Consider the following 26,377-nt stretch of genomic DNA (forward strand, 5'->3'; position numbering starts at 1 on the left):
GTGTATCAGGCAAGAGGGATCTCGTGCCCGGGGCCCCGCTCGCTGTCCGGTCGGGGGCCGAAGTAGCGGCGGTCCGCCTCCTCGATGGGCACGTCGTTGATGGAGGCTTCGCGGCGGCTCATCAGGCCGTTGGCGGCGAACTCCCACAACTCGTTGCCGTACGAGCGGAACCACCGGCCCTCGGTGTCGTGCGACTCGTACTGGAAGCGGACGGCGATGCGGTTCCCGCCGAAGCTCCACAGGCTCTTGCGCAGCGCGTAGTCGAGTTCGCGTTCCCACTTGGCGGTGAGGAACGCGATGATCTCGGCACGGCCGGTGAGGAAGAGGTCGCGGTTGCGCCAGACGGAGTCCTCGGTGTAGGCGAGGGCGACCCGGTGCGGGTCGCGGGTGTTCCACGCGTCCTCGGCGGCCTGGACCTTGGCCAGGGCGCCGTCGAGGTCGAAGGGAGGCAGGGGCGGGCGGGCGTCGGTCATGGCGCGGCTGTCCTCTCGGTCGGTCACCGGATCGGTCGTACCCTCTCGGCGCGCGTCCGGGGCGGCGCGCCCCAGGGGTGGAGGTGCGCCCTGCGGCACCGAAGGCACGGACACGCCTGAAAGATACTCGAAGTGATCATGGGATCACGTGTGCCTGCCCGGGGAGGGGCGGGGGAGCCGTCGTTCCCCGCCTTCGCCGCACGTCAGCCGGGCCGGCCCGGGTCCCGCCCCGCGAGGGCGTCGAGGAGTCGGTCCGCCGGGAGGGCCGGCAGGGTGTGGCCGGCGCGCCCCGTGGTGGTCGTCGCGGCGAGGAGGGAGTTGAGGACCGCCTCCTCGACGGCGTCCATGACGGCCTCGAACAGCGGGCTCAGTTCGCTGTCCGCCACCAGGGGGCCGGAATCCGGGCGGGTGGCGAAGGCGAGGGCGTAGTCCCCGCTGCCGTGGCTGTAGGCGGCGCCCGTGCGGGCCAGGGCGAACACGGCGCGGCGCGCGACCCGGCCGAGCCGGCGGGCGTCGAGCGGGGCGTCCGTGGCCACCACGATCATGCAGGAGCCGGTCTCCGCGGCCGGTCCCGGGGCGCCGGTCAGGCCCAGGGAGCGCGGCGTGACCGGGCGGCCGAGCACCCGCAGCGTGCCGCCGAAGTTCGCCTGCACCAGGACCCCGGCGGTGTACGGCCGGCCGCCGAGGTCCGTCGTGCGGGAGGACGTTCCGATGCCCGCCTTGAACCCCAGGGCGCCGGTGCCGGTGCCCGCGCCGACACAGCCCTCGGCCACCGGGCCGCCGGACGCCTGGTCGAGCGCCGCCCGCACGTGCTCCTCGCGCACCGGGCGGGCGCGGATGTCGGACAGGTACCCGTCGTTGCACTCGCCCACGACCGGGTTGAGGCTGCGCACCTCGCCGCAGCCGGGCCGCTCCAGCATCCAGCCGACGAGGGCGTCGGCGACCCGGAACGCCGACAGGGTCGAGGTGAGCAGGACCGGGGTCTCCAGCGTGCCGAGTTCGGTGAGCTGGGTCGTGCCGATGAGCTTGCCGTAGCCGTTGCCGGTGAACACCCCGGCGGGCAGCGGCGCGTGGGGGCCGACGGTGCCGGGCACCACGGCGGTCACCCCGCTGTGCACGCCGGGCGGCCGGCGGACGGTGGCGTGCCCGACCCGGACGCCCGGCACATCGGTGATCGCGTCGAGCGGCCCGGGGGCGAACTCCCCGATGACGATGCCGAGATCACGGGCCCGGGCGCGCCGTCCCGGCCGCGGACGAGTCGTGGGTTCCATGGGCTCGGACGTCACTCGTCGCCGCCGATCCGGTCAGGCCGCCTGGTTCTCGACATAGTCCAGGCAGGCCTGCCTGGAGTCCTCGGCGTGGACGACCTCCCAGCCGTCGGGCACGGCGATGCCCGCGGGCCAGAGGGAGTACTCGGCACGGGCGTTGCGCAGCACGACGTAGGAACCGTCCGCGCGGTCGAAGGGGTTGGTCATCGGGTGCTCCCGTCGATGGGGTCGGTCAGTCGAACAGGCGGCGGCTCATGCCGCGTACCGCGAGGAACCAGGCGGCCGCGGTGCAGCAGCCGAGCACCGCCAGGTGCAGCAGGTCGACGGCGCCGAGCGTGCCGAAGGCCGCGTGCCGCACCAACCGCATGCAGTGGTAGATGGGGTTGACGGCCGCGACGATCCGCAGCCAGCCGGACAGCCCCGACAGCGGGAAGAAGACGCCCGCGGCCATCACCAGCGGGGTGAGGACGCCGGAGACGACGAGCCGCAGCCAGTCGATCGCCGGGACCAGCGTGGAGACCCACATGCCGCCCAGCGCGAAGGTCAGCCCCGACAGCAGGGTGATCAGCGGCACGAGCAGCAGCGACGGCCCGAGGGGCAGACCGATGGCGATCGTGACGAGCAGCGGCACCGAGCTGTAGACGGCGGACTTCACCGCGATCCACGACGCCTCGGCCGTGACCAGCTCCCACACGTCCACCGGACGGCTGAGCACCGCGTCGTAGAGGTGCTGGTAGCAACGCCGGTTGTAGCTCTCGAACATGCCGGCGAACGCGGAGGCGAACAGGACGGAGGTGACGACCATGCCCACGCCGAGGAACTGCGGGTACGGGCGGCCCTCGGCCGAGTCCACCAGGTGGTTGAAACCGGCGCCGAAACCGGCCAGGTACACCAGCGGCTCGATCAGCGAACCGAAGGTGATGGCGGGCCAGTAGCGCCGGAAGAGCAGGAGTTCACGTCGCCACACCGCGCGCAGCGCCGGCAGCAGGGCGGGGGCCGGGGCGTCGCCGGCGGCCGCGGGTGCGAGGGTGTCCGCCGGGGGAGCCGGTGCGGCACTCGTCATGAACGGGTCCCTTCTGGTGGGGCTGATGAAGTGGCGGCGTCAGACGAACAGTTCGCCGGTCAGGATGACGAACACGTCCTCCAGCGTGGTCGGGCGCAGCACGTCCGCGGGACCCAGCGCCTCGCGCAGCGACGCGGGCATCGTCTCGGCGCGCAGCACCGACACCGACAGTCCGGTACGACGGCTGGGCAGCCCCGCCCGCCGTACCCGCTCCTCCACCTCCGCGCGGCGGGCCGCGTCGCCCCGGTACTCGGCGGCCTGGGCGCCCGCGTGGACGCGCAGCAGTTCGTCCGGGGCGCCCTGGGCGATCAGCCGGCCCGCGAAGACGACGGCGACCTCGTCCGCGAGGCGTTCGGCCTCCTCGATGTAGTGCGTGGACATCAGCACCGTCGTACCCGACTCGCGCAGCGCCTCGATCACGTCCCACAGGCCCTGCCGGATCTGGGGGTCGAGGCCGACCGTCGGCTCGTCGAGCAGCAGCAGCCGCGGCGAGGTGAGGATGCCCCGGGCGAGCAGCAGCCTGCGCCGCATTCCGCCGGACAGCTCCTCCACCCGGCTGTCCGCCCGGTCGGTCAGCCGGACGGCGGCCAGCGCGCGGTCCACCGCCCCGTCGTACCCGGAGGCCGGCAGGGAACTGAACCGGACGAACACCTCAAGGTTCTGACGAACCGTCAGTTCGATGTCGAGGTTGTCCTCCTGGGGTACGACACCGAGCAGCGAGCGCACCCGGCGCGACCCGGACGGCATGGCGTGCCCCAGCACCTCCACCGTTCCGCGGGTCGCCCGGCTCTGGCCGGTGATGAGCCGCATGGTGGTGGACTTTCCCGCGCCATTCGGCCCGAGGAGACCCATGAAACGGCCCGGCGAAATATCGAGACTGAGTCCGTCTACGGCGTTCGCCGAGCCATAGGTCTTTACAACATCCCGAAAAAGGACAGTGGGGACGCTCACCCGGTTAATTCCCCCTTTGGATACGCGGCACGGACGAGGTCCCAAGGCGTCGAGCCCGCCGCAGCAGCCCATACAAGCGTAAGGGGCACCCCCTTGTGAACCCCCTTCTGCCAGCGCGATGTTGTTGGTAGGGTGCCGACATGATCAAGCCCCGACGTGGGCAAGTGCCAATCCGGGGGGTTTGATGAGGGCACGCATAGTCGTGCTTGTCGCCGGGCTGCTGCTGGTGCTCATCGGCGCCGAGTGCGCATTGGCCGTAGGCGCCGTACCCGATCCGGTAGCGGCCGATGCCGCGCCGTCGGTGTTTTCCGCCTATCGCGCCAAGGCCGATATCGCGCAATTCGCGGATGCCCCGCATCCATCGGGCAGCGCGGGGGCGGAACGGACCCGCGCTTATGTGAGTGACCGGCTGACGCGTCTCGGACTGGAACCGGTGGAGGACGAGGCGACCGAGGTGGTCCCCGGAGACGGCGCCTCCCATCTGGCCGGCCGGGTGCACGACATCACCGCCACCATCCGGGGCACCTCTCCCACCGGCCAGGTCCTCCTGGTCGCGCACACCGACTCCGTTCTCACCGGCCCCGGCGCCTCCGACGACGGCCTCGGCGTGTCGTCCCTGCTGGAGATCGCCCGCATCCTGACCAAGGGCCCCCGCCCGCGCAACGACGTCGTCCTGCTGTTCACCGACTCGGAGGAGACCGGCCAGCTCGGGGCGCGCGCCTATGTGCACGGCCTCGGCAAGGCCACCGGCGAACCCCGCGTCGTCCTCAACCTGGAGGCGCGCGGCACCTCCGGACGCGCCGTCATGTTCGAGACGGGCAGCCACAGTTCGGCCTTGGTCGAGGCGCTGGGCGGCCACCCGCCCGTGGCCACCTCGCTGTCCGCCGAGGTCTACCGGCGGCTGCCGAACGACACCGACTTCACCCAGCTCCGCAAGGGCGGCATGACCGGGCTGAACTTCGCGGTCATCGGCGACGGCGCCGACTACCACGCCCCCGGCGACGACGTGGCGCACGTCCACCCGGGCAGCCTCCAGGACCTCGGGGACACCGTGCTCTCCGCCGTGCGCCGGCTGTCCGCCACCGACCTGCGGGCGGTCACCCGGTCCTCCGACGCGACCTGGTTCAACGTCGGTCCCCTGCTGGTGCGTTACCCGGCGGGCGCCGTGCTTCCGCTGGCCGTCGCCGCGCCGCTCGCCCTCGTGGCGGCCGGCTGGTACGCGCGCCGTCGCAAGGCGCTGCGCCCCTCGGCGGTGCCGCGGGCCGCGCTCACCTTGCCCCTCGTCCTCGTGGGCGCGGCCGCGCTCGGCTGGGCCGGCTGGCGGATCCTGCTGCTGATCCGCCCCTATTACGCGTCGTTCCTCACGGGCGACCCCTATCGCACCGCCCCCGTCGTCGTCGGCCTGCTGCTGCTCACCGCCGCCCTCACCGGACTGTGGGCCGCGTGGACGGGCCGGCGCGCCGGTCAACTGGAGACGGCCGTGGGCATCGCGGTGTGGCCCGCGCTGCTCGCCGTACCCACCGCCCTGCTGCTGCCCGGCGCGGCGTACGTGTTCACCTGGACGGCGCTCGGCGTGTCGGCCGGTGTCGCCCTCGGCGCCCGCGCCGCGGAGGACTCCCCGTGGCGCACCACGGCCCTCGTCGGCGCGGCGCTGCCCGCGGTGATCGTCCTCGTGCCGCTCGTCACCCTCCTCTTCCCGACGCTCGGCCTCGCCGCGGCGGCGGCCCCGCTGGCCCTCGCCGCCCTGGTCCTCGCCGTCCTGGCGGCCCCGCTCACCCGCTGGTTCCGCGGCCTGCGGGCCAGGCGCCTGATCGCCCTCGCGGCCGTCGTCGCGCTGGCCGGCACCGTGTGCGTCGGGGGCGCGGTCGCCGCCGACCGGCCCGACGCGGACCACCCGCGGCCGGTCAGCCTGATGTACGCCCTCGACGCGGACCACGGGCGCGCCTACTGGGTGTCCGAGGACGCCGACCCGGTCTCCTGGGTCACCGGCCACACCGGGCACCGGCGCACGGACACGCTGGAGGCCTGGTCGCCCGCCCTCGCCGCGCCGCCGGGCGGCCTGCTCGCCGGACCGGCCCCCGTCGCCCCGGTCGCCACACCCGAGGTCACCAAGGTCTCCGACACCCGCGAGGGCGCCACCCGGACGGTCCGCCTCAAGGTCGGGCCCGGGAGCGGCAAGCCCGCCATGCTCGCCCTGTACGTCGACACCTCCACCACGCACGTCGTGCGGGCCCGCGTCGCGGGCGCGCCCGCCGGGATCCCCGACCTGTCCGGCGGGGAGAACCGCCCGCACGCCGGATCACCGTGGAAGTGGGGCCTGCTGATGGTCGCGCCCGACCCGCGGGGCCAGGAAGTGACCCTCGTCGTCCGCGGCGACAAGCCGCTGCGCCTGCTCGCCATGACGGAGGACGCCGGGCTGCCCGCCCAGGCCCTGCGCAGCCCGCGCCCCGCCGGCCTCACCTGGGAACCCGGCGCGGCCGGCCTCTCCTTCGCCAGCCGCCGCTACACGATCTGACCCGGTCCCCTGGCCGCCATCCGGCCGGGGCCATATCTCCGGCCAGGCGATCCCTGGTCCCGACAGAAGAGAGCGTCCTGATGACGTCCACCCCTCACCACGACGGCACCACCGGGGAACCGGAGCCCTTCCGCCTGCGCGAGGCGGGCGCGGCCGACGCGGCGGCGATCACCGCCGTCTTCCTCGCCTCGCGCGGCGCGGCCCTGCCGTACCTGCCCCGGCTCTACAGCGACGAGGAGACCCTCGGCTTCTTCGAGCACGTCGTCCTGCCCTCCAGCACCGTGTGGGTGGCCGAACAGGGCGAGCCGGCGCGGATCGTGGGCTTCGCCGCCCTCGACAAGACCGTCCTCGACCACCTCTACCTGCACCCCGACGTGCGGCGGCGCGGCATCGGCACCGCCCTGCTCGAAACCGTGAAGCGAGCCTCCCCCGAAGAGCTTTCGCTGCACTGCTTCCAGCGCAACACGGACGCCCGCGCCTTCTACGAGCGGCACGGCTTCACCGCCGGCGAGTTCAACGACGGCAGCCGCAACGAGGAGAACGAGCCCGATGTGACCTACCACTGGACCGCTCGCTGACCCACCGTCGGGGCCCGACCCGACCACGCACCACCACGCAGTGCATCCATCAACGGCGGGCCGCGGCAGAAACCTTCCGGCGGCCGTGATCAGGGGAGGGAACACCCAAGTGCAGGGCGAAGGCACCGTCGCGGGCGAGATCCCACTGTCCTACGCACAGCTCGCGCTGTGGTTCAACGACCGGCTCCAGCAGGGCGACGCCTCCTACAACATGCCGGTGGCGCTCCGCCTGCGGGGCCCGCTCGACATCGAGGTGCTGCGCGCCGCGCTCGCCGACGTCATCGGACGGCACGCCACCCTGCGGACCGTGTTCCCCGACCAGGACGGCACCCCCTACCAGCGGATCCTGGACGCCGCCGACGTCGAGACGCCGCTGACGGTGGAGCCCGCCGACGAGGCCGCCCTGCCGGAGCTGATCGCCGCGGCCTGCCGCGAGTGCTTCGACCTGGCCACCGAAATCCCCCTGCGCATACGGGTGTTCGCGCTCGGACCGCGGGACCACCTGGTCCTGCTGGTCCAGCACCACATCGCCGGCGACGGCTGGTCGATGGCCCCGCTGGCCCGCGACCTGAACACCGCCTACATCGCCCGCCTCGCCGGCGAGGCGCCCGGCTGGCCGCCCCTGACGGCCGACTTCGCCGAACACGCCGTCGCCCAGCACCGCTCCCTGGGGAGCCTGGACGACCCCGACAGCGGCATCAGCGCGCAACTGGCCTACTGGAAGGAGGCGCTCGCCGGAATACCCGACTGCCTGCCGCTGCCCACCGACCGGCCGCGCCCGGCCGTCATGTCCCACGAGGGCGACTACTTCCCCTGGGAGATATCCGCCGGCCTGCACCACGACCTGCTGGCCCTCGCCCGCTCCTGCCGGGTCAGCCTCTTCATGGTCGTCCAGGCGGCGCTCGCCACCGTGCTCAGCCGCTCGGGCGCCGGGGACGACATCCCGCTCGCCAGCCCGACCGCCGGGCGCGGCGACTCCCGTTACGACGACGTGGTGGGCTACTTCGTCAACCCGCTGGTGCTGCGCGTCGACACCTCGGGCGACCCCACCTTCCGGGAACTGCTCAAGCGGGTGCGCCGCACGGACCTCCAGGGCTTCACCCACCAGGACATGCCGATCGAGCGGCTGATCACGGCCCTGAACCCGCCGCGCTCGCTCGCCTGGCACCCGCTGTTCCAGGTCATGCTGGCCTTCCAGAACCTGCCCGAGGCCACCCTGCGACTGCCCGGCGTCGACTGCGAGGTGGTCGAGGCCGACCCCGGTGGCGCCAAGTTCGACCTGTCGTTCAACGTCATGGAACGCAAGGACGCCGACGGCGCCCCGGCCGGGCTGACCTGCTTCGTCGAGTACAGCAGCGACCTGTTCGAGCGGGCGGGCGCCGAGGACTTCACCCGGCGGCTCGTCCTGTTCCTGGAGCGGGTCGCCAAGGACCCCGACCGGCACCTCGGCGAGATCGACCTGCTCACCGACGACGACCACCGCACCCTCACCTCGCTGTGGCGGGGCCCGGCGACCGAGGTCCCCTCCCTCGCCTACCACCAGGCCTTCGAACAGCGCGCCGCCGCCGACCCCGGCGCGCCCGCGCTCGTCGCCGGGGACACCCGGCTCACCTTCGGCGAACTCGACGCCCGCGCCAACCGGTTGGCCCGCGAGCTGGTCGAGCGGGGCGCGGCCCCCGAAGCGCCGGTCCTCGTGCTGCTCGACCGCACGGCCGACCTCGTCGTGGCGCTGCTCGCCGTCCTGAAGTCGGGCGCCGCCTTCGCCCCGCTCACCCCGGACACCCCCGCCGAACGGCTGGCCGCCGTCGCCTCCACCCTGCGGCCGGTCTGCGCCGTCACCACCGCGGACACCGCGCCCCGGCTGCCCGCGGGCACGCCCGCCCTGGTGCTGGACGACCCCGCTACGCGCGAGCGGATCGCCGCCCGCCCGGCCACCGGCCTCACCGACGCGGACCGCGCGGCCCCCGCCCGCCCGCGGGACACGGCCTACGTCATCCACACCTCCGGCTCCACAGGCACGCCCAAGGGCGTCGCCGTCACCCACGAGGCGCTCGGCCACCTCGCCCACCACCACCGGTCCCGCATGGCACGCCGGTACGCGCCCGACGGCACCCCCCGCTTCCAGGTCGGCCTGGTCGCCTCGATCACCTTCGACACCGCCTGGGAGCCGTTCTTCTGGCTGCTCGAAGGGCACTGCCTGCACCTGCTCGCCGACGAGGTGCGCCTCGACCCCGAGGCGCTCGTCGCGCACGTGCGGAGCGAGGGCCTCGACTTCCTCGACCTCACCCCGACCTACGCCCAGGCCCTGCTGGCCGCCGGACTCCTCGACGAGGGCCGGCACCGGCCGCGCGTCCTCATGCTCGGCGGCGAGGCGGTCGGACCCGAGCTGTGGACGAGGCTCGCCGCGGTCGAGGGCACGGCCGTGCACAACTACTACGGGCCCACCGAGTTCACCGTCGACGCGCTCACCTGCGAGCTGAGTGACAGCCCCGCGCCGGTCATCGGACGGCCCCTGGACAACGTCCGCGCCGCCGTCCTGGACGAGCGCCTGCGCCCGGTGCCCCTCGGCGTGCCCGGCGAGCTCTACCTGGCCGGGCCCCAGCTGGCCCGCGGCTACGTCGGCAGCCCCGCGCTGACCGCCGAACGGTTCGTCGCCGACCCCTACGGGCCGCCCGGCTCCCGCATGTACCGCACCGGCGACCTGGCCCGGCTGCTGCGCGACGGCCAGGTCGAGTACCTCGGCCGCGCCGACGACCAGGTCAAGATCCGCGGCTTCCGCGTCGAACCGGGCGAGATCGAGGCCGTACTCGCCCGGCACCCCGGCGTCGCCCAGGCCGCCGTCGCCGTACGCGGCGAGGAGAGCGGCGACCCGTACCTCGCCGCCTACGTCGTCCCCGCCCCCGGCCCCCGGCCGCCCGGCGCCGCCGAGCTGCACGACCACCTCGCCGAGCACCTCCCGGCGTACATGCTGCCCGCCGCCTTCGCCCATCTCGACCGGCTGCCGCTGACCAGCAGCGGCAAGCTGGACCGGCGCGCCCTGCCGGAACCGGACCTGCGCGTCACCGACGGCGGGGGCCGCCCGCCCGCCGACGAGCGGGAGGCCGGCCTGTGCGCGCTGTTCGCCGAGGTGCTGCGCGCCGACCGGGTCGGTCCCGACGACGACTTCTTCCGCCTCGGCGGCCACTCGCTGCTGGCCATGCGCCTGGTCAGCCGGGTGCGCGCGGTGACCGGCGCCGAACTGCCCATCCGCGCCGTCTTCGAGAGCCGCACCCCCGCCCGGCTGGCCCGCCTGCTCGGCGGCACGGAGCGGCGCCCGGCGCTCGTCCCGGCCGAACGCCCCGCCGAGACACCGCTGTCGCACGCCCAGCGCCGGCTGTGGTTCCTGCAACGCCTGGAGACCGAGAGCCCCGCCTACCACATCCCGCTGCCGCTCCGGCTCGACGGCCCCCTGGACATCGGCGCGCTCAGCGCCGCGCTGCACGACGTCGTCGTCCGCCACGAGGCGCTGCGCACGGTGTTCCCCGACCGCGACGGCGTACCCCACCAGCGGGTCCTGGACCCGGCGGAACTGCCCTCGCTGCTGGACATCGCCCCCCTCGACCCCGCCCGCGCCGACGGCGAGGGACTGGCGGCCGAGCTGCGGGCCGCGGCGTCCGTGCCGTTCGACCTGGCGAACCGGCCGCCGCTGCGGGCCCGGCTCTACCTGCTCGGGCCCGGCCGCCACGTCCTGCTGCTGACCGTCCACCACATCGCCTGCGACGGCTGGTCCCTCCAGCCGCTCGCCGCCGACCTCGCCACCGCCTACCGCGCCCGCGCCGAGGGACACGCCCCCGACTGGTCGCCGCTGCCCGTGCAGTACGCCGACTACACCCTGTGGCAGCACCGGCTGCTCGGCGACGTCCGCACCCCGGGCACGCTCGCCGCCGGACAGTGGGAGTACTGGCGTACGGCCCTGGCGGGACTGCCCGACGAGGTCCCGCTCCCCGTCGACCGGCGCCGCACCCCCGAGACCGGCCACGCGGGCGGCACCGTCCCGCTCCGGATCGACGCCGGCACCCACCGGGCCCTCGCGGACCTCGCGCAGGCGGGCGGCGCGAGCCTCTTCATGGCCGTACAAGCCGCTCTCGCCGCCCTGCTGACGCGCCTCGGCGCGGGCACGGACATCCCGCTGGGCACCCCGGTGGCGGGCCGTACCGACGCGAACCTGGAGGAGCTGGTCGGCTTCTTCGTCAACACCCTCGTGCTGCGCACCGACACCGGGGGAGACCCGACGTTCCGGGAGCTGCTGGCGCGGGTGCGGGACCGGGACGTGGCCGACTACGCCCACCAGGACCTGCCCTTCGAGCAGCTGGTGGACCTGGTCAACCCCGAGCGGCAGCCCGGCCGGCACCCGCTGTTCCAGGTCGCCCTCGTGGTGGACCAGGGCGACGGCGTCCGCCTCGACATCCCCGGCGTCACCGCGGAGCGGATCACCGTCCAGCTGGCCCCCGCCAAGTTCGACCTGACGGTGACGCTGGCGGCCGAGCGCGCCGCGGACGGCACCGAGGGCCCGCTGACCGGCACCGTCGAGTACCGCACCGACCTGTTCGACCAGGCGGGCGCGGCGGCGCTGGCCGACCGGCTCGCCCGGCTGCTCACCGCCGTGGCCGCCGACCCCGACCAGCGCATCGGCGGGGTCCCCCTGCTCTTCGACGACGAGCGGCGGCTGATCCTCGACAAGTGGAACGACACGCGGCACGAGCTGGCGCCGACCACGCTCGCCGCCTCGGTGGCCGAGCAGATCGCCCGGACCCCCGAGGCGAGTGCGGTCGTCTTCGAGGGCGAGGAGGTGACGTTCGGCCGGCTCGGCACGCTCATCGACGGCCTCGCCGCACGGCTCACGGCGCACGGCGTGGGCCGGGGCGACAGCGTCGCCGTCGCCGTACCCCGCTCCGTCGAACTGGTCGTCGCCCTGTGCGCGGTGCACCGCGCCGGGGCCGCCTACGTGCCCCTCGATCCGGACTACCCCGCCGACCGGCTGGCGTTCATGCTCCAGGACGCGCGGCCGACGGCGGTCGTCGGCACGCCCGCGGAGGCGGAGCGGCTGAGGGTGCCGCAGGGAGTCCCGCTGCTCTTCCCGGCTGCGGAAGGCACGGTGGACGTACCGGCCCCGGAGGAGCCGGCCGGACCCGCCGACCCCGCCTACGTCATCTACACCTCCGGCTCCACCGGCCGTCCCAAGGGTGTCGTCGTCCCGCACAGCGCCGTGGCCAACCGCCTGCGGTGGGGCCAGGACCAGTACCTGCTCACCGCCGAGGACCGGGTCCTGCACAAGACGCCGTCCAGCTTCGACGTGTCCGTGTGGGAGATCTTCTGGCCGCTGACCACCGGCGCCACCCTCGTCGTGGCCCGGCCCGAAGGCCACCGCGACCCCGGGTACCTGTGCGAGCTGATCCGCGCGGAGCGGGTGACCGTCGCGCAGTTCGTGCCGTCCATGCTGGACGCGTTCCTCCAGCACCCCGACGCCGGCCTGTGCGACTCGCTGCGGCTGGTCATCGTCGGCGGTGAGGCGCTGAGCGCCGCGACCGCCCGCCGCTTCCACCAGGTGCTGCCGGGGATCCGGCTCGTGGACCAGTACGGGCCCACCGAGGCCGCGATCGAGGTGACCGCCTGGACCTGCCGGCCGCAGGACGACGACGGCCGCCCCGTGCCGATCGGGCGGCCCGTGTGGAACACCCGCGTGCACATCCTCGACGCCGGGCTCCAGCTGGTCCCGCCGGGCGTCGCGGGCGAGCTGTACCTCGACGGCGCCCAGCTCGCCGACGGCTACCTGGGCCGCCCGGCGCTGACCGCCGAGCGGTTCGTGGCCAACCCCTACGGGCCGCCCGGCTCCCGCATGTACCGCACCGGCGACATCGCCCGCTGGCGCGCCGACGGCGCGGTGGAGTACCTGGGCCGCGTCGACGGCCAGGTGAAGGTCCGCGGCTTCCGCATCGAACTCGGCGAGATCGAGGCCGCGTTGAGCGACCACCCGGCGGTCGCCGCCGGGGTGGTCCTGGTGCGCGAGGACCGGCACGGCGCGCCCCGCATCGTCGCCTACGTGGTGCCGGTCGCGGAGGGTCCCGAGCCCACGGCCGGGGAACTGCGCGAGCACCTGCGCGCCCGGCTGCCCGAGCACATGGTGCCGACCGGGTACGTCACCCTCGACGTGCTGCCGGTCACGCCCAACGGCAAGCTGGACCGGGCCGCCCTGCCCGAGCCCGCGGCCGTCCCGGACGCCGAGGAGCGGACCGCCCGGGAGCCCGCCACCCCGCTGGAGCGGGTGCTGACGGCGCTGGTCGCCGAGATCCTTGAGGTCCCCGGGGCCGGTCCGGACGACGACTTCTTCCTGCTCGGCGGGCATTCGCTGATGATGGTCCGGCTGGTCGAGCGCATCCGCGCCGAGACCGGCGTGCAGCTCCCCGTGCGCACCCTCTTCGACCATCCGACGGCCGCCGGACTCGCCGAGCGGATCGCGAACGACCCGGGCCTGGACGGCCGGTTCACGCGGGAGCGGGCGGCCTGGGAGCCGGTGCTGCCGCTGCGCGCCCAGGGCAGCCGCAGGCCGCTGTTCTGCGTGCACCCCGTCGTCGGCGACGGCTTCGGCTACGTGGGCCTGCTGCGCGGCCTCGGCCCCGAGCAACCGGTGTACGCCCTCCAGGGCGCGGGCCCGGCCGGCAACGGCCCCCGCCCCGCGACGATCGCCGGGCTGGCCGCCGAGTACCTCGCGCGGATACGGCGGATCCAGCCCGCGGGCCCCTACCGGCTCCTCGGCTGGTCCTTCGGCGGCGTCCTCGTGCACGAGATGGCCGTGCAGCTCCGGGAGGCGGGCGAGCGGGTCGAACTGCTGGCGCTGATGGACAGCGTGCCGCCCATGGAGCACGACCGGCGCGCGCCCGACGACCCGGTGAGCGAGAAGGACGTGGTGCTGGGCCTGCTCGACGGCGTGGGGGCGCCGGCGGCGGACCTCGCCGCCGTACGGGACGGCAGCCGGGTGCCCGAGCCCGCGGAGCTGCTGCGGCTGCTCGCCCCGGCGATGGGGGCCTCCGCCCCGCAGGACCCGGCCGCGCTCGCCGCGATGGTCGACGCCTGCCGCTACCACGGCGAGCTGATGGTCCGCTGGACGCCCCGCGTCTACGACGGCGGCCTGCTCTCCTTCACCGCGACCGCCGAGACCCGGCGGGCGGCCCTGCTGGGCGGGGCGAGCACCGCCGAGCTGTGGGCGCCGTACCTGATCGGCGAGGTCACCGACCATCCGATGGCGGCCCGGCACCTGGAGCTGGTCGAGCCCGGCCACATCGACTTCATCGGCCGCGTCCTGGCCGCCGAACTCGACCGGCTGGAGGAGCGGTGAACCCCGCGTGTACCCGCCGTCCGGGGGCCGCCGCGGCCCCCGGACGGCGGGGCGCGGCCTCAGCCCGCCGTGCCGGCGTGGTCCGTCACGGCGGCGGAGATCTCCGCCATCACCTCGTCCACCCGGCTGTGCAGGAAGAAGTGGTCGCCGGGCAGGACCCGCTGCCGGAAGCCGCCCGCGGTCACCGCGCGCCAGCCGCCGACCCACTCCGCCCCGGACAGCAGGTCCTCGGCCCCGCCGAGCGCGACCACCGGGCACGGCAGCACCGTCGGCCGGACCGTGTCCATGTAGGTGTTGAGCAGGGTGAGATCGGCGCGCAGCACCGGCAGCAGCATCGCGAGCAGGTCCCGGTTCTCCAGGATCTCGGCCGGGGTGCCGCCCAGTTCGAGTATGTCCTTGATCAGCCGCTCGTCGTCGCGGTCGTGCAGGGGCAGCGCGGCCGGGGAGCCGGGCGGCCGGCAGCCGGAGACCACCAGCGCCCGCGGCAGCGGCCGCACCTCGGCCACCAGGCGGCGCGTCGTCTCGTACGCGATCTGGGCGCCCATGCTGTGCCCGAAGAGGATGAACGGCTCGTCGGCCGGCCGCTCCTGGAGCACCGACAGCAGCCCGTCGACCACCTCCCGCATGGAGGTCGGCAGCGGCTCTCCCATCCGGGTGCCGCGGCCGGGCAGTTCGACCGGCACGAAGTGCAGCCCCGGCGCCTGCCAGGAGCGCGCCCAGGCGAGATAGGCGCCCGCCGAGCCGCCTGCGTGCGGCAGACAGTAGACCCGGACCGGATCCGTGCCGCCGCTCGCGGGGGCCGAGTCCCAGGGAGTCCATCGGTTGCGTGTCACTGCGTTGTGCCCTTCTGCCGTCGTGGAGTTCCGTACCGGGCCGGGGCCCGCACCGCGAGCCTATTTGGGTTTTCGCCCGTCAGGCCAGTGCGACGGATCGTCAAATGCCTTGTCGGACCGTGTGGTCGGAAAACTTTCCGTTGATCTCGAAAAACTTGTCGGCTAGTGTGACACTCGCATCCGGCAATGCCGTGCGAACGTGAAACGGGGATTCTCCAACGTGTGTGGAATTGCGGGAATGTTTTCCCTCGGCGGGGCGCGCCATTGTGAAACGGCTGTTATTCGTGAAATGACATCCGAACTGATTCACCGGGGCCCCGACGATGTCGGTCACTACACCGGCGAGGGAATCGCGCTGGGTTTCCGCAGACTCGCGCTCAACGATCTGGAGCACGGAAACCAACCGCACCTGTCCGAGGACGGCGGCCTGGTCTCCGTCTGCAACGGTGAGATATACAACCATCGCCGGCTGCGCGCCGAACTCGGCGCCGCCGGCCACCGGTTCCGCACCGAGTGCGACACCGAGGTGCTGGTCCACCTCTACCGGCGCCACGGCATCGGCCTCACCGACCGGCTCGACGGCCAGTTCGCCTTCGCCCTGTACGACGTGGCCGCCCGCCGGCTGATGCTGGCCCGCGACCACGCCGGCATCGTGCCGCTGTTCTACACGGTCGTGGACGGACTGCTGGTCTTCGCCTCCGAGATCAAGGCCATCCTGCGGCACCCCGCGGTAAGCCCCCGCGTCGACCTGCGCGGCCTCGACCAGGTCCTCACCCTGCCCGGACTCGTCAGCCCCCGCACCATGTTCGAGGGCATCCACTCCCTGCGCCCGGGCGAGCGGCTGCTGGCCGACGCCTCCGGGGTGCGCGTGGAGCGCTACTGGGACCTCGACTACCCGGCCGCCGCCGACCTGGACCCCGCCCCGGCCGGCCTCGACGCCGAACTCGGCCGCGCCGCCGACCACATGGCCACGCTCCTCGACGACGCGGTGCGCGACCGGCTGGCCGCCGACGTCCCCGTCGGCCTCTACCTCAGCGGCGGACTCGACTCCAGCCTCCTCGCCGCCCTCGCCGCCCGCGCCCGCCCCGGCCACGCCTGGCCCAGCTACTCCGTCGTCTTCCCGGGCCACGACTTCGACGAGAGCCGCCACCAGCGGCTGGTCGCCGCCAAGCTCGGCACCCGCCACCACGAGGTGCCCGTGGACGCCGACGACCTCGCCGGCCGGCTCCGGCAGATGGTCCGGCACGCCGAGACACCCGTCCGCGAGTCGTACAACGTCTGCTCCCTTCAGTTGTCCGAGGCGGTCCGCGCGGACGGCACCGTGGCCGTGCTCACCGGCGAAGGCGCCGACGAACTCTTCGGCGGCTACCCCGGGTACCGCTACGACGCGGCCGGCCTGGGCGGCAGCCGCCTCGACGGGCTCGACGCCCTGCTGGAGCGCGAGATACGCGAGCGCATGTGGGGCGTCGACCTCGGCTACGAGCAGGACCAGATCACCGCCCAGGAACTGCGCCGGGACCTCTACGCCCCCGAACTGGCGGCCTTCTTCGAGGAGTTCACCGTCACCGGGCAGCGGCTGGTGGACGCCGACCGGCTCAGGGGCCGCCACCCCCTGCACCAGCGGTCGTACCTCGACTTCCACCTGCGGCTGGCCGACCACCTGCTCGGCGACCACGGCGACCGCATGGCCCTCGCCCACGCCGTCGAACCGCGCTTCCCCTTCCTCGCCCGCCCGGTGGTCGAACAGGCCCAGCGCCTCCACCCCGACCTGATGGTGGCCGGCGGCACCGAGAAGGCGGTCCTGCGCAGACTCGCCGCGCCCCTGGTCCCCGGGGAGGTGCTCGCCCGCCCCAAGTTCGGCTTCCGCGGGCAGACCAGCAGCCATCTGCTGCACACCGGCGCCGCCTGGTTCGAGGAACTCCTCTCACCCGAAGTCGTGCGCAAGCAGGGGTACTTCGATGCGGACGCGGTCTCCGCGCTGGTGCGCCACCAGCGGGCCGGCGGTCAGGTGCACGCGCACCTCGACACCGACTACCTGATGGTCGTCGCCACCTTCGCGCTCTTCGTAGAGGAGTTCGGCCTGCCGTGTCTCGGATGACCCGACTCTCCGTACCACCGGACCTCCCCGTTCCCGCGCCCTCGCACCACGCGTACGACGCACCGCCCGCCCTGCCTCTGGTCGGCGTGGTCGGCGGCATGGGCCCCCTGGCCTCCACCGAACTGCTGCGCAGCGTCTATCTCCCCGCCGACGGCCGCCCCGAACAGCAGGCCCCGCGCGTGCTGTTGTGGTCCGACCCCGCTGTGGTCGACCGCACGGAAGCCATCGGCGCGGGCCGCCTGGAGGCCCTCCGGCGGGCCGTCGAGAAGGCCGTCGAGGGCCTGGTCACCGCGGGCGCCGAACGGGTCGTCGTCGCGTGCGTCACCGCCCACCGCGTCCTCGGCGACCTCCCGCCCGCCCTGCTGCGCCGCTGCGTCTCCCTGGTGGACGTCGTCCACGAGGAACTCGCCCGCGACGGGCGCCCCCATCTGCTGCTGTGCACCAAGGGCACCGCCCAGGCCGGAATCCTCACCTCCGAGGGCCCCGCCGCCCGCCACCTCGTCCCGCTGCGCCCCGACGACCAGGAGGCCCTGCACCGCGAGGTCTACCGCCTCAAGAGGGGCGGCGACCCGCTGGTCACCCTGGACTTCCTGCGCACCGCCCTGCCCCGCTACGGCGTACGGCGGTTCGTCGCGGCCTGCACCGAACTGCACCTCGTCACCCGGGCCATCGAGACCGCGGGACTGTCCGCCGAGTTCCCGGCCATCGACCCCCTGGCCGTGGTGGCCGGGCGGATCAAGAACGGAGAGCTGTGAGCCACACCACGATCCTGCGCCGGTGGGCCGACCACGTGGAGAAGGACCCGCAGGCCCTCGCGATCGCCACGCCGGGACGCCACTGGACCCGCCGTGAACTCGCCTGGCACGCCGCCGGGCTGAGGGAGCGGCTCGCGGACGGCGAGGGGCCCGTGCTCATCGCCTGCGCCGAACCCGTCCCCGTCGTCGCCGCCCTCCTGGCCTGCGCCGCCCTGGGCCGCGCCTTCGCCCCCGTCGACACCCGCCAGCCCGCCGCGCGCTGGACCGCCCTCCTCGAAGACCTCGCCCCGACGGACGCCGTCGTGGACGAGAGCGGCCGCGAGGCCCTCGCCGGACACGCCGTACGACTCGTCGACGCCGGGCAGGCCGAGAACGGCGCCTGGCACGCCGACGCCTGGCGCGACCCCGACGTGCCGGACGCCGGATACGTGTACTTCACCTCCGGCACCACCGGCCGCCCCAAGGGGATCCAGGGCAGCCTCGCGGCCGTGGAGCACTTCCTCGACTGGGAGACCAACGAGTTCGCCGTCGCCGAGGGCACCCGCGTCTCCCTGCTCACCTCGCCCGGCTTCGACGCCTTCCTGCGCGACACCCTCCTGCCGCTGCGCGCCGGAGGCAGCGTGCACGCCGCCGCGCCGGGCACCCCGCCCGTCGATGCCGGACTCGCCGCCTGGCTGGAGGCCGAGCGCGTCGAGGTCCTGCACTGCGTGCCCACCGTCTTCCGCACCCTTCGCGCCGCCGGCCTCACCGCCGGCTCGCTGCCCGACCTGCGGACCGTGCTGCTCGCCGGAGAGGCCGTACGGCCCGCCGACATCGCCTGGTGGCGCGGCCTGTTCGGCGACAGCAAGGCTCTGGTGAACCTCTACGGACCCTCCGAGACCACCATGACCAAGACCTTCCGGCGGCTGCGCGCCGAGGACGCCGGCGCCGGCACCGTCCCGGCCGGACTGCCCCTGCCCGGCGTGGAGATACGGGTCCTGGCCGCCGGCCGCCCCGTCACCGGCACCATCGGCGAGATCGAGATCCGCACCCCGTTCCCGCTCCGCGGCTACCTGGACGGCCGCCCCGGCGGATTCACCGAGAGCCACGCCTACCGCACCGGCGACCTCGGACGGCTGCGCGAGGACGGCGCGCTGGAGGTCCTCGGCCGCCGCGACCAGCAGGTCAAGGTCAACGGCGTGCGCGTCGAACTCGGCGAGGTGGAGGACGTGCTGCGCCGCCACGCGGGTGTACGGGACGCCTGCGCCGCCGCCGTGGCGGAGGGCGACGCCGATCCCGCGCTGTGCGCCTACGTCGTCGCCGACGACACCGTCACCGACGAGGAACTGCGCGCCCACGCCGGCGCCGGACTCCCGCCGGGCAGCCGGCCCGCCGTCTACGTCCGCCTCGCCGCCATCCCGCGCACCCTCAACGGCAAGGCCGACCGGCGCGCCCTGCCGGTGCCCTCGGCGGCGCGGGCGGTCGCGGCGGACGAGCGCCCCCGGGAGGGCGTGGAGGCCGGGATCGCCGCGCTCTGGTGCGAGCTGCTGCACCTGCCCGCCGTGGGCCGGCGGGACAGCTTCACCCTGCTCGGCGGCGACTCGCTGGCCATCGCCCGGCTCCTGGACCGGCTCCGCTCGCGCTTCGGCACGGACGTCCCGCTGCGCGTCTTCGCCGCGGACCCCACCGTCGCCGGTCTCGCCGCCGCCGTGACCGCCGGGAGCAGCCGATGACCGCGCCCTTCCCGCCGCGCCCGCACCGGGACCGCGCCCCGCTGTCCTACGCCCAGCGCGCCATCTGGCGTGCCGAGCAGGTCGTCCCCGGCAGCGCCCTGCACAACGAGACCGCCGCCTTCCGGCTCACCGGCCCCGTGGACGCCGACGCCCTGGAACGCGCCCTCGCGGAGATGGCCGCCCGGCACGAGGTCATGCGGTGCGCGATCGCCACGGACCGCGCGGGCGAGCCGTACCAGCGGTTCGCGGACCGGGTCCGCCCCACCGTCGAACGCGTCGACCTCACCGGCCTGCCCGAACAGCGGCGGGAGGCACGACTTCGCGAACTCGTCGCCCACGCGGCGGCCGAGCCCCTCGACCTCACCAGGCCGCCGCTCATGCGCACCTGCCTGTTCCGGCTGGGGGAGGAGCGGTACCTGCTCTTCTTCGTCGCCCACCACATCGTGGTGGACGCCTGGGCGTTCGGCCTCTTCCTGGAGGAACTCGCCGCGCGGTACGCCGGGAGCGCAGCCCAACTCCCGGCCGCCGACGTCGACTTCGGGGACTACGCGGCCTGGCAGCGCACCGACCCGGATGCCGGGGCGGGCCTCGCCCACTGGCGGGAGCGGCTCGGCACCGACCTGCCCGTGCTGAGCCTGCCCGCCGACGGAACCGCGGGGACGGGCCCGGCCGACGCCCTCGCGGGCGGCATCCACCACTTCGTCATCCCCGCCGATCTGGTCACCGCACTCGCCGCCCTCGCCCGCAGCCGCGTCGCCACCCTGCCCGCGACCCTCCTGACCGCCTACAGCGCGGTCGTCCAGCGCTACACCGGACAGGACGACCTCGTCGTCGGCATGCCGGTGGCCACCCGCAACCGGCCCGCCCTCGGCGCCGTGATCGGCCCGCTGCTCAACGTCATCGCCCACCGCGTCGACCTCACCGGCACCCCCACCTTCGAGGAGGCCCTGGCCCGCACCCGGCGTGGCCTGAAGGCCGACCTCGCCCACCGCGACACGCCGTTCGACCTCGTCGTCGAGGACCTCGCCCACGCCTCCGGCGGCCGCTCACCGCTGTTCCAGCTCATGTACGCCTTCCACAGCGGGCCCACCACGACCCTCGCCCTGCCCGGCGTCGAGACCACGCCGGTGCCCTCGCACAGCGGCGCCGCCAAGTACGACCTCTCCCTGTTCCTGCGGCCCCGGCCCTCCGGCGACCTCGATGCCGCCCTCGAATACCGGAGGGCGGCGCTCTCCACGGCCACCGTCGAGGGCATCGCCGACGGACTGCTGTGCCTGCTGCGGGCGGCCGTCGCCGACCCGGGCCACCGCCTCGCCGACCTGCCGGTGACCACGCCGGACGCCTACGAGCGGATCGTCACCGGCTTCAACACGGCGGACCGGACCCCGCCGCCGTGGGAGACCGTGCCGCAAGCGCTGCGGGCCCTGGCCGCCCGCGAGGGCGACGCCCCGGCCGTGTCCGACGGGGACCGGCTGCTGAGCCGGGCCGAGATGGACCGGGCGGCCGACCGGGTCGCCGCCCGGCTGGCCGGCCGGTACGGCGTGCGCCCGGGGGACCGGGTGGCCCTGCTGGTGCCGCGTGACGCCGCCCTCGTACCCCTGGTGGTCGGGCTGTGGCGGGCCGGGGCGGTGCTCGTCCCGCTGGACGCGGGCCTGCCCGAGGAACGCGTCGCGCAGGTCGTGCGCGACAGCGGGGCACGGCTGGTCGTGACCGGCTCCGGGGAATCGCCGGGGCCGGCCGACGGCCCGGCCTGTGCGGCGGCCGGGACACTGCTGGCAGACGGTCCGGCTCCCGAGACCGCCCCCTTCCCCGACGGCCCCCCGGCCGACGCGCTCGCCTACCTCATGTACACCTCGGGTTCCACCGGCCGTCCCAAGGGCGTGGCGGTACCGCACGACCGCGTCGCCAATCTCCTGCACGGCATCGTCCGCGAACCCGGCATCGGCGCCGAGGACGTCCTGGTCGCCGTCACCGCGCTCACCTTCGACATCTCGGTCCTCGAACTGTTCGCGCCGCTCGTCGCGGGCGCCCGCGTCGTGATCGCCCCGCACGAGACGGTCCGCGACCCGCGCCGGCTCGCCGCCCTGCTGCGCGACAGCGGCGCCACCCTGATGCAGGCCACCCCGTCCCTGTGGCGGGCACTGCTCGACGACGGCTGGCAAGGGCTGCCCGGACTGCGGGCACTGTGCGGCGGCGAGCCCCTCGACCCGGCGCTCGCCGGGCGGCTGCTGGAGCGCTGCGCCGAACTGTGGAACCTGTACGGCCCCACGGAGACCACCATCTGGTCGACGGTCGGACGGGTCCTGCCCGGCGAACCGGTGACCGTCGGCCGCCCGGTGGCCCGCACCTACTGCCACATCCTCGACCGGTACGACCGCCCGGTCCCGCTCGGCGCCGTCGGCGAACTCGTCATCGGCGGCGCCGGTGTCGCGGCCGGGTACTGGAACCGGCCGGACCTCACCGCCGCCGCGTTCGTCCCCGACCCGGTCGCCGCCGACCCGCTCGGAACCGGCGACCCGGGCGCCCTCGTCTACCGCACCGGCGATCTGGCGCGCTATCTGCCCGACGGGCGGATCGTGGTCCTCGGCCGGTCCGACCAGCAGGTCAAGATCCTCGGTCATCGCGTCGAACTCGGCGAGATCGAGGCCCGGTTGACGGCCCACCCGCTGGTGCGCGCCGCCGTCGTGGTCGCGGACCGGGAGCGGCCCGCCGCGCCCCGTCTCGTCGCCTTCGTCGTACCCGGGGCCCAGGACGGCACCGAGGCGGCGGCCGCCTCTGGTTCCCTCGGCGCCGAGCTGCGCCGCCATCTGCGCACCCAACTGCCCGCCGCCGTCGTCCCCGCCGTCTTCGCCACGGTCGGGGAACTCCCGCTCAACAGCAGCGGCAAGGTGGACCGCCCCGCCCTCGCGCGCACGGCCCGCACCCTGCACGAAGCCACCGCGCCCACGGCTCCCGTCACCGACACCGAGCGGACCGTGCTCGGGCTGTGGGCCGAACTCCTCGGCACGGACCCGGAATCCGCCGGCACCACGGACGACTTCTTCGCCGCCGGCGGCCACTCCATCGTCGCCACCCGCCTCCTCGGCCGCGTCCGCGAGACCCTGGGCCGGGCACCCTCGCTCGCCGCCTTCTACGCCGACCCCACCCCGAAGGGCCTGGCCCGCGCGGCCGACGCCGCCGAGGTCCAGGACGCGCTCCCCGGCGAACAGCCGGTTCCCGACGGTCCCGTCCCGCTCACCGACCAGCAGCGGCAGCTATGGCTCACCCAGCGCCTGGCGCCCGAGTCCGCCGCCTACAATCTGGCCGCCGCCGTCCGACTCGACCAGCCCGTCGACCTCGCCGCCCTGACCCTCGCCCTGCGGGACCTGGTCACCCGCCACCCGGTCCTCGCCGCGCGCTGCGCCCTCACCGACGAGGGGCCCGTGCTGCTCCGGCTGCCCGCCGACTCGGTGCGCCCGCGGGTCGTGTCCGGGGAGACCCGCTCCCCGGACGACCTCGCCGAGGCCGAGGCCGGGCGCCCCTTCGACCTGGCCGAAGGCCCCCTGCTGCGGGTCACCGTGCTGGACGGCGACGACGTACACCTGATAGTGACGGCCCATCACATCGCCGTCGACGGCTGGTCGATCGGCGTCGCCGTACGCGAACTGGCCGCCCTGTACGCGCACCACATCGGAGGCACCGGACAACTCCCGCCGCCCACGACCGACTTCCTCGGGTACGCCGCCGCCCAGGCCCGTCCCGCCGCGCTGGCCGTGCAGGACGAGCATCTCGCGTACTGGCGCGACCGCCTCGACGGCCACCCCGGCGTGCTGGAACTGCCCGCCGACCCCGACGCGGGCCCCGCCCCCGCAGGCGCGGGCGGCACCGTGCCGTTCGTCCTGGAGCCCGCCCTCACCGCCCGGCTGCGCACCGTGGCCGCGCGGCTGCGCGTCACCCCGTTCACCGTCCTGCTCGGCGTGTACGCGTCCCTGCTCGGCCGGTACGGCGGTACCGACGACGTCGTGGTCGGGGTGCCCGCCGCCAACCGGGGAACACCCGGGACCGAGGGGCTGATCGGCTCCCTGGTCAACACCCTGCCGGTGCGCGTCGACCTCACGGGCGAGGTGTCCTTCGCCGAGCTGGCCCACCGCACCGCGGCCCTGCTCGCGGCCGACCTCGACCGGTCCCTCGTCCCGCTGGACCGGCTGGTGGACGCCCTCGGCGTGAGCCGCGACCCGGCACGGCCCGCCCTCGCGCAGGCCACCCTCGTGTTGCAGGACGCGCCCGAGGACCGGCTCCGGCTCGGCGACGCCACGGGCGTACTGCGGCCGGTGTCCACCGGCACGGCCAAGTACGACCTGACGGTGGCCCTGGAGGAACACCCCGACCGGATCGAGGGCGTGCTGGAGTACGCCGCGGGCCGCTTCACCGCCGCCTGGGCGAACCGTTTCGGGCACCATCTGCGCACCCTGCTCCAGACGGTCCTGGACGACCCGGACACAGAGGCCGCCCTCGCCCCCGTCGACCCGCACGAGCGGGAGACGCCGTCCCCGCGCCCGGCGGGCACCGGCCGCGACGGCCACACGATCCCCGTGCACGAGCTGTTCCGCGCCCGTGCGGCCGCCCATCCCGACGCCCCCGCCGTCCGCCACGACGGACAGGTCGTCAGCTACGGCGCGCTGGACGCCTGGAGCGACCGGATCGCCCTGCGCCTGCGCGACCGGGGCGCCGCGCCGGGCCGCTTCGTCTCGGTCCTGCTGCCCAGGGGCCCGGCGCAGACCGCCGCGATCCTGGGTGTGGCCAAGACCGGGGCCGCGTTCGCGGTCCTCGACCCCGACACGCCGGAACTGCGCCTGCGGGCCGTCCTCGCGGACGCCGAGCCGGTGTGCGTCCTGGCCGCGGACGAGTGCCTGACCGCCCAGCCGGGTCTGTGGGACGCCGGCCGGGGGACGTTCGGCGAGGTTCCCGTCGAACCGCTGGCATCCCTGGAACCGGGGCCGCCGGAGCCGGGCGTCGCGAAGGCCCTGCCCGCGCCCGCCGTCACCGGCGACGACACCCTGTGCCTGGTGTACACCTCCGGCTCCACCGGGGCGCCGAAGGGCATCGCGCTGCCGCATGCGACGCTCGCGCAGTTCGCCCACTGGCAGGGCGAGTACTTCGGCATCAGACCCGGCAGCCGCGTCGCGCAGTGGGCGCCGTTCACCTACGACGCCGCCTACACCGAGGTGTTCGCCGCCCTGTGCCACGGCGCCACGCTGTCGGTCCCGCCCGAGCACGTCCGGCGCGACCCGGTGGCGATGGCCGGCTGGCTCGGCACCGAACGCGTCACCCAGATCCAGACCGTGCCCGGCTTCTTCGCCGTCCTCACCGAGGCCCTGGACCGCACGGGCGGCGAACTGCCGTACCTGGAACACGTGTTGCTCGCCGGGGAGGTACTGCCGCCGTCCCTCGCGGCCGCCTGGGCCGACCGGGTCGTACGCCCCCGGCTGCACAACCTGTACGGGCCCACCGAGTGCGTCCTCGCGACGTACCGCGAACTCGCGCCCGGGGAACGGTTCTCGTCCTCCGTCCCCATCGGCAGGCCCATCCCCGGACGGCAGGCCCTGGTGCTCGACCACCGGGACCGGCCCTGCCCGGTCGGGGTGGCCGGGGAGATCCATCTGCGCAGCGACTTCCTGGCCGGCTGCTACCACCGCCGCCCCGAGGAGAGCGCGCGGGCCTATGTGCCCGACCCCTGGGTGCCCGGCGGCACCCTGTACCGGACCGGCGACCTGGGCCGCTGGCTGCCCGACGGGGAACTCGCCTTCACCGGCCGCACCGGCAGCCTCGTGAAGATCAACGGCAACCGGGTCGAACTGGAGGAGATCGAGGCGCTGTTGGAGGCCCACCCGGCGGTACGGGAGGCCGCGGCGGCCCTGCACGGCACGGCCACCGCGCCCCGGCTGATCGGGTACGCCGTGGTGAGCGGCGACGTCACCGCCGGGGAGCTGCGGGCCCGGCTGGCCGAACGGCTGCCCGCCGCGGTGGTACCGGAACGGGTGCTGCTCCTGGACGAGTTGCCCCGCACCCGGACCAACAAGCGGGACCGGGCGCGGCTCCCGGTGCCCGAGGACGCCGCCCCGGACACGGCCGCGCCGCCGAGGGGCACCACCGAGCAACTGGTCGCCGACGCCTGGCGGCGGGTGCTGGGCGCCGACCGTCCCGTGGGGCGGCACACCAACTTCTTCGAGGCGGGCGGCAGTTCCCTGCTCGCCGCCCGGCTCCAGCTCGACCTCGCCGACCGCCTCGGCCGCCCGGTCCGCCTCGTGGACCTCTTCGCCCGGCCCACCGTCGCCGAGTTCGTCGCGGGCCTGGACGACCCGGCCGAACCGGGACCCGGCACCCCGGACACCTCCACCGACGCCGCCGCCACACGCGGCACCCGCCGCCGCTCCGCCAACCGCGCCCGGGGCCGCGGCCGGTCGGGTGGACCCGGCGGGCGGGGCGGGGTCGTCGCGCGGGGTGGGGCCGAGGCACGGGGTGGGTCCGATGCACCGGCGGGGTCCGACGCGCGGGCAGGAGTGGCCCCTCGGACGGAAACCGACCCCCGCACCGAGACCGACCCCCGCACCGGCACCACCCCCCGCACCGGCACCGCCCCCGGGACCGCCCCCGGACCGCTCACCGACCCCCCGGCAGAGCCCGCCCCCCGTACCGTCACCGGCCTGCGGCAGGGAGCCGGCGCGCCGGGACGGGGCGGCCCGGCCACGGGGTCCGACACACCGACAGGGAGAGACTGAC

13 protein-coding genes are annotated in these 26,377 nt (G+C 74.9%); 7 read left to right on the forward strand and 6 right to left on the reverse strand.

The features are described 5' to 3' along the window. Window positions 1-5 precede the first annotated feature (5 nt). The 5 genes from AB0927_RS09800 to AB0927_RS09820 form a co-directional block, all read right to left on the reverse strand. On the reverse strand, window positions 6-473 hold the full coding sequence (locus tag AB0927_RS09800; protein ID WP_366667110.1) for a nuclear transport factor 2 family protein: 468 nt from the start codon (window positions 471-473) through the stop codon (window positions 6-8). A 203-nt stretch (window positions 474-676) separates the two neighbouring features. Continuing rightward, the gene (locus AB0927_RS09805; RefSeq protein WP_366667010.1) at window positions 677-1,744 is read right to left on the reverse strand and encodes a P1 family peptidase; all 1,068 of its coding nucleotides are present in this window, start codon (window positions 1,742-1,744) and stop codon (window positions 677-679) included. Window positions 1,745-1,777: 33 nt separating this feature from the next. Beyond that, window positions 1,778-1,948, reverse strand: coding sequence for an MbtH family protein (locus AB0927_RS09810; protein WP_366667011.1), 171 nt, complete (start codon window positions 1,946-1,948; stop codon window positions 1,778-1,780). A gap of 25 nt (window positions 1,949-1,973) precedes the next feature. Further along, window positions 1,974-2,804 carry an ABC transporter permease gene (locus AB0927_RS09815; protein WP_366667012.1) on the reverse strand — a complete coding sequence of 277 codons (831 nt, stop codon included), beginning with the start codon at window positions 2,802-2,804 and terminating at the stop codon, window positions 1,974-1,976. A 39-nt stretch (window positions 2,805-2,843) separates the two neighbouring features. Continuing rightward, window positions 2,844-3,827, reverse strand: a complete 984-nt coding sequence (locus AB0927_RS09820; protein ID WP_366667013.1) for an ABC transporter ATP-binding protein — start codon at window positions 3,825-3,827, stop codon at window positions 2,844-2,846. Between the two features lie 112 nt (window positions 3,828-3,939). Between AB0927_RS09820 and AB0927_RS09825 the strand changes: the two genes are divergently transcribed. From AB0927_RS09825 to AB0927_RS09835, 3 genes are all read left to right on the forward strand, one after another. Continuing rightward, complete coding sequence (locus tag AB0927_RS09825; RefSeq protein WP_366667014.1) at window positions 3,940-6,270, forward strand: M20/M25/M40 family metallo-hydrolase; 2,331 nt, start codon at window positions 3,940-3,942, stop codon at window positions 6,268-6,270. A gap of 80 nt (window positions 6,271-6,350) precedes the next feature. Continuing rightward, entirely contained in the window at window positions 6,351-6,848 is a 498-nt protein-coding gene (locus tag AB0927_RS09830) for a GNAT family N-acetyltransferase (protein ID WP_366667016.1), read from the forward strand. A 109-nt stretch (window positions 6,849-6,957) separates the two neighbouring features. Continuing rightward, window positions 6,958-14,220: an amino acid adenylation domain-containing protein gene (locus AB0927_RS09835; protein ID WP_366667017.1), complete on the forward strand. Its 7,263-nt coding sequence runs from the start codon at window positions 6,958-6,960 to the stop codon at window positions 14,218-14,220. A gap of 59 nt (window positions 14,221-14,279) precedes the next feature. Here AB0927_RS09835 and AB0927_RS09840 read toward each other — a convergent pair whose 3' ends face one another. Then, window positions 14,280-15,053 (reverse strand): alpha/beta fold hydrolase, encoded by a 774-nt coding sequence (locus AB0927_RS09840; RefSeq protein WP_366667018.1) that lies wholly within the window; start codon window positions 15,051-15,053, stop codon window positions 14,280-14,282. Window positions 15,054-15,273: 220 nt separating this feature from the next. Between AB0927_RS09840 and asnB the strand changes: the two genes are divergently transcribed. The 4 genes from asnB to AB0927_RS09860 are packed head-to-tail and all read left to right on the forward strand — an operon-like array spanning window position 15,274 to window position 26,376. Then, on the forward strand, window positions 15,274-17,151 hold the full coding sequence (gene asnB / locus AB0927_RS09845; protein ID WP_366667111.1) for an asparagine synthase (glutamine-hydrolyzing): 1,878 nt from the start codon (window positions 15,274-15,276) through the stop codon (window positions 17,149-17,151). Next, a complete protein-coding gene (locus AB0927_RS09850; RefSeq protein ID WP_366667019.1) occupies window positions 17,148-17,906 on the forward strand; it encodes an aspartate/glutamate racemase family protein in 759 nt (252 codons plus the stop codon). The genes asnB and AB0927_RS09850 overlap by 4 nt, the downstream gene beginning before the upstream one ends. After that, a complete protein-coding gene (locus AB0927_RS09855) occupies window positions 17,903-19,618 on the forward strand; it encodes a non-ribosomal peptide synthetase (protein ID WP_366667020.1) in 1,716 nt (571 codons plus the stop codon). Before AB0927_RS09850 ends, AB0927_RS09855 begins: the two co-directional genes overlap by 4 nt. Next, a complete protein-coding gene (locus AB0927_RS09860) occupies window positions 19,615-26,376 on the forward strand; it encodes an amino acid adenylation domain-containing protein (protein ID WP_366667021.1) in 6,762 nt (2,253 codons plus the stop codon). Before AB0927_RS09855 ends, AB0927_RS09860 begins: the two co-directional genes overlap by 4 nt. Window position 26,377: the final 1 nt, after the last annotated feature.

Source organism: Streptomyces sp. NPDC048106 (assembly GCF_040706415.1).
Classification (GTDB): domain Bacteria; phylum Actinomycetota; class Actinomycetes; order Streptomycetales; family Streptomycetaceae; genus Streptomyces.

Excerpts from the sequence above, each read along its gene's own strand:
- AB0927_RS09860 (WP_366667021.1), top strand. The coding sequence starts at position 19,615 with ATGACCGCGCCCTTCCCGCCGCGCCCGCACCGGGACCGCGCCCCGCTG.
- AB0927_RS09805 (WP_366667010.1), bottom strand. The coding sequence starts at position 1,744 with ATGGAACCCACGACTCGTCCGCGGCCGGGACGGCGCGCCCGGGCCCGT.
- AB0927_RS09850 (WP_366667019.1), top strand. The coding sequence starts at position 17,148 with ATGACCCGACTCTCCGTACCACCGGACCTCCCCGTTCCCGCGCCCTCG.
- AB0927_RS09825 (WP_366667014.1), top strand. The coding sequence starts at position 3,940 with ATGAGGGCACGCATAGTCGTGCTTGTCGCCGGGCTGCTGCTGGTGCTC.
- AB0927_RS09830 (WP_366667016.1), top strand. The coding sequence starts at position 6,351 with ATGACGTCCACCCCTCACCACGACGGCACCACCGGGGAACCGGAGCCC.
- AB0927_RS09815 (WP_366667012.1), bottom strand. The coding sequence starts at position 2,804 with ATGACGAGTGCCGCACCGGCTCCCCCGGCGGACACCCTCGCACCCGCG.
- AB0927_RS09820 (WP_366667013.1), bottom strand. The coding sequence starts at position 3,827 with ATGGGCTGCTGCGGCGGGCTCGACGCCTTGGGACCTCGTCCGTGCCGC.
- AB0927_RS09800 (WP_366667110.1), bottom strand. The coding sequence starts at position 473 with ATGACCGACGCCCGCCCGCCCCTGCCTCCCTTCGACCTCGACGGCGCC.
- AB0927_RS09810 (WP_366667011.1), bottom strand. The coding sequence starts at position 1,948 with ATGACCAACCCCTTCGACCGCGCGGACGGTTCCTACGTCGTGCTGCGC.